Raw genomic sequence first — 1,868 nt, forward strand, 5'->3', positions numbered from 1 at the left:
CGGAATGCCAAGGTATTCGGAATACACCGTGTTGCCGGTGGCATAGGCGAACACGCCCAGGGCCGAGGCGACCAGCACGCAGGGCATGATCGCCAGACCATCCAGGCCATCGGTGAGGTTGACCGCGTTGCTCGTGCCGACGATGACGAAATAGCCCCACAGCACGAAGAAGCCGCCAAGCGGAATCGCCAGCTGCTTGAAGAACGGGAAGTAAAGCGTCGTCTCCACCGGTGTCTGCGCGGTGGCATAGAGCACGCCGGTGGCCAGAAACCCGGTCAGACTCAGCCAGAAGTACTTGGCCTTGGCCGACAACCCCTTGGAGTTGCCGTAGCGGATCTTGCGGTAGTCATCGATGAAGCCGACCACGCCGAAGGCCACGGTCACGAACACCGCGATCCAGACGAAGCGGTTGGTGAGATCGGACCACAGCAGCGTCGCGATGATCACCGCGGCAAGAATCAGCAACCCGCCCATGGTCGGCGTGCCGGCCTTGACCAGATGGCTTTGCGGACCGTCGTCGCGAACCACCTGCCCGATCTGGCGGGTGGTCAGGCGGCGAATCAGGATGGGTCCGCACAGCAGCGAGACGACCAGCGCCGTCAGCACGCCGAGAATCGCGCGCACGGTGAGATAGTCGAACAGATTGAAGCCGCTGTAGATCCGCTCCAGTGCGTCGGTCAGGTGGTACAGCATCAGTGCAGCTCCACCGTGCCGAGCGCCTGCACCAGGCGCTCCATCCGCGCACCGCGCGAACCCTTGATCAGCAGACAAACCGTGTCGTCCAGGGACTCGCTCACCTGCTCGATCATCTGCTCCATCGAATCGGCGGCCACGGCGCCGGACCCGAAGCCTTCGGCGGCATGAACCGCCAGATCGCCGACGACGAACAGTCGCTCCACGCCAGCCGCGCGTGCCTGCTCGCCAGCCTTCCGATGCGCAGCGACGGCATCACTACCAAGCTCATTCATGTTTCCCAGCGCCAGCCAGCGATGACCGTCCTGCTGACCGAGCACGCTGAGCGCGGCGGCCAGCGATGTCGGGTTGGCGTTGTAGCTGTCGTCGAACAAGCGGGCACCGCAGGACGCGATGCGCGGCGTCATGCGACCCGGCGCCGGCTCCAGCCGCGCCAGGCCGTCGGCGATTTGCCGGGCGGTGCAGCCCAGCGCCTGCGCCACGGCTGCCGCCGCCAGCGCGTTCATCACGTTATGGCGCCCAATCACCGGCAGCCGGACTTCGGTGTCGTCATCAGGCAGTCGCAGGGTGAAGCTCATCTGCGCGCCATCCATGCGGATCTCTCTCGCGGTGACATCGGCCGGCGTGTCCAGGCCGAAGCTCAAGCACCGATGAACGCCGGCGAGCTCGCGCCAAAGCCCGGCGTGGGCATCGTCGACGTTGATCACGGCCACGCCGTCATCACGCAGGCCGGAGTAAATCTCGCCCTTGGTGCGGGCCACGCCCTCCAGGCTGCCAAAGCCCTCCAGGTGCGCCGCCGCGGCGTGGGTGATCACCGCGACATGCGGCGCCGCGATGCCCACCAGCTCGGCGATGTCGCCGGGCTTGCTGGCGCCCATCTCCAGCACGGCATAGCGATGCTGCTCGCGCAGTCGCAGAAGCGTCAGCGGCAGCCCGATGTGATTGTTCAGGTTTCCATGCGTCGCCAGCGTCGGGCCGACCGGCTCCAGAATCGCCGCCAGCATCTGCTTGACCGTGGTCTTGCCGTTGCTGCCGGTCACACCGATCACGCGGGTATCGAACCGGTCCAGCCAGCCCCGGGCGAGCGCCTGCAAACCCAGCAGGCTGTCGTCGACCAGTACCTGGGGCAGCTCCAGATCGGCCAGTTCCGACACCAGGGCACCGGCCGCGCCCAG

2 protein-coding genes are annotated in these 1,868 nt (G+C 66.4%); both read right to left on the reverse strand.

From position 1 onward, the window contains the following. A partial coding sequence (mraY, locus tag ABNS06_RS16235; RefSeq protein ID WP_348675651.1) for a phospho-N-acetylmuramoyl-pentapeptide-transferase occupies positions 1–693 on the reverse strand: 693 nt, incomplete at its 3' end. Next, positions 693–1,868: UDP-N-acetylmuramoyl-tripeptide--D-alanyl-D-alanine ligase (gene murF / locus ABNS06_RS16240; RefSeq protein WP_348675652.1), on the reverse strand; the 1,176-nt coding region annotated here is incomplete at its 5' end. The genes murF and mraY, both read right to left, overlap by 1 nt.

This window comes from uncultured Abyssibacter sp. (assembly GCF_964000955.1).
Lineage (GTDB): Bacteria > Pseudomonadota > Gammaproteobacteria > Nevskiales > OUC007 > Abyssibacter.